The 2,457-nt window shown below is 67.5% G+C and carries 1 protein-coding gene and 2 pseudogenes; all 3 read left to right on the top strand.

The genetic code is table 11. The annotated features are described in order from the left end of the window. Window positions 1-206: pseudogene (locus JCM9942_RS14125) on the top strand (class A beta-lactamase); the annotation flags it as partial. Window positions 207-262: 56 nt separating this feature from the next. Beyond that, window positions 263-1,503, top strand: a pseudogene (locus JCM9942_RS14120) (cation:proton antiporter). An 82-nt stretch (window positions 1,504-1,585) separates the two neighbouring features. Continuing rightward, a partial coding sequence (locus JCM9942_RS14115) for a serine/threonine-protein kinase (protein WP_172675128.1) occupies window positions 1,586-2,457 on the top strand: 872 nt, incomplete at its 3' end.

Below are 2,457 nucleotides of genomic sequence, written 5' to 3'. Positions count from 1 at the left end.
CCGGCCTGCCGCGCGGTTGGCGGGTGGGCGACAAGACCGGCAGCAACGGGAGTGACGCCACCAACGACATCGCCGTGCTGTGGCCCGAGGCCGGCGGCAGTCCGTGGCTGCTGGCCAGTTTCCTGCAGGGGTCTGCACTGGATGATGACGGTCGCAATGGGATTCTTCGCCGCGTGGGGGAGCTTGCGGGGGCCTGGTTGCACTGACAGCCGGTCTGTTCCGGCGCCCGCGTTGTCAGTTGTCCATCAAGGATGCCGGGCTCATGAACAAAGATGTCATCTACCTGTTGCTGATCTTCGCGTTGCTGGTGATCCCGCGCGCGATCCAGCGCTTCAGCATTCCCGCCCCGCTGACCTGCCTGGCGTTCGGTATCGGCGCGGTGCTGTGGCTGGACGATGGTGCCCACGATCCGGTGGTGAGCCTGCTGTCGATACTGGGAATCTCCTCGTTGTTCCTGTTCGCCGGGCTGGAGGTGGATATCGCCAGCCTGCGCAAGGGCCTGTGGCCGCTGCTGGCGCACCTGCTGATCCGCAGTGCCTCGCTGGTCGGGGTGGCCTGGCTGGCATGGCGCTACGCCGGCCTGTCGTGGCAGGCCGCGGGGCTGCTGGCGTTGGCGCTGCTGACGCCGTCGACCGGCTTCATCATGGATTCCCTGTCGCAGCTCGGGCTTGGTGACGAGGAGCGGTTCTGGGTGACCAGCAAGGCCATCGCCGGCGAGCTGCTGGCGCTGGCAGCGATGTTCGTGGTGATGCAGGCCGATGATCCGGTGCACCTGGGGCTCTCCAGCCTGGCGCTGGTGGCGATGATGGTCGGGCTGCCGCTGCTGTTCGTCGGCCTCGGCCGCTGGGTGGCGCCGCACGCGCCGGGCTCGGAGTTCTCGTTGCTGGTGATGGTGGGCATGCTCGCGGCCTACATCACCTACTGGCTGGGGGTGTACTACCTGGTCGGCGCGTTCATTGCCGGGCTGGTGGCACGCCTGCTGCAACAGCGGATGCCGTCGCTGGCCTCGCACGAGAACCTGCACGCGTTGCGCCTGTTCTCCTCGTTCTTCGTACCGTTCTACTTCTTCAATTCCGGCACCCATGTGCCCGGCGACGCGCTCAGTTTCGAAGCGCTGGGACTGGGAGTGGTCATCACCCTGGTGGTGCTGCCGCTGCGCATCGCGGTGGTGAGCCTGCAGCGCCGGCTGATCTTCGGCGAGAGCTGCGTTCGAGCCTGCGGGTGGCACTGGCGCTGTCGCCGACGTTGATCTTCACCCTGGTGCTGGCCGGGATCATGCGCGAGCGTTTCGATGTCTCGCCGGTGCTGTATGGCGCGCTGCTGTTCTACGCGGCGGTGACCACACTGCTGCCATCGCTGGTGTTCCGCACGCCGATGGATGTGGATCCGTTGCAGCACGAACGCGCAATGGACGCCGCGGCGACGAACGTAAGAGCGCAGCTGACTGCAGACGGGCCGCTGGACGTCGCCTCGAAACCGGCTGATCTGTCGCGCAAGACCTGAGGCCTGGGCCAGCCGGCCCGCTATCATCGGCACCCGGAAAGCGGGATGCCAAAGCGGCGCCCTGCAGGCACAGGGGATGCGGGTGGATCGGGACAGTTGGCAGCAGGTGCGGGAGCTTTTCGACTCGGTGTGCGCGCTGGATCCGTCGCAATGGCGGACCGAGCTGGCGCGGTTGAGCGCCGATCCGCAGGTCATCGCGGAAACCCTGGGGCTGCTGGAGGCACAGACCTGCGATCTGGGCCGCGCACGCGCGCCGATGGAACAGTTGCTGACCGCCGCGGCAGTGTCGGAATTGAATGAGGGTGAACGGATCGGACCGTGGCGTCTGTGTGAGCGGTTGGCCAGTGGGGGCATGGGCGTGGTGTTCCGCGCCGAGCGTGCCGATGGCCTGTACGCGCAGCAGGTGGCGATCAAGTTCCTGCTCGGTCAACCCGGACCCCGGGTGGCCGAGCGGCTGGCCGCGGAACGGCGCATTCTGGCCGGATTGCAGCATCCCAACATCGCGCGGCTGTATGACGGTGGCAGCACGCCGGCGGGCAATCCCTATCTGGTCATGGAGTACGTCCGTGGCGAATCGCTGGATCAGTACTGCCGCCGCCAGGCCCTGGATATTCCCCAGCGCCTGGCTCTGTTCCTGAAGGTCTGCGGCGCGGTGCAGGCGGCGCATGCGCAGCTGGTGCTGCACTGCGACCTGAAGCCCTCCAACATCCTGGTGCGCGCCGATGGCGAGCCGGTGCTGCTGGATTTTGGCGTGTCGCGGCTGCTGGAGGGCGAAGAGCGCGGCGTGCGCGAGCCGTTCTTCACCGCGGCCTACGCGGCCCCGGAGTTGCAGTCCAACCAGAACGTGGGTGTCGCCTGCGATGTGTTCAGTCTGGGGGTGGTGCTGGGCGAACTGCTGGCAGGCGGATGCGTGCGCCGTGCTGCCGGGGCTTCCGCCGCGGCGGTGGTCGCGCC

The sequence above is a fragment of the Stenotrophomonas pictorum JCM 9942 genome, assembly GCF_001310775.1.
Classification (GTDB): domain Bacteria; phylum Pseudomonadota; class Gammaproteobacteria; order Xanthomonadales; family Xanthomonadaceae; genus Stenotrophomonas; species Stenotrophomonas pictorum.
Note: the sequence above shows the minus strand (reverse complement) of the source record. Positions and strands in the feature narration are given on the sequence as shown.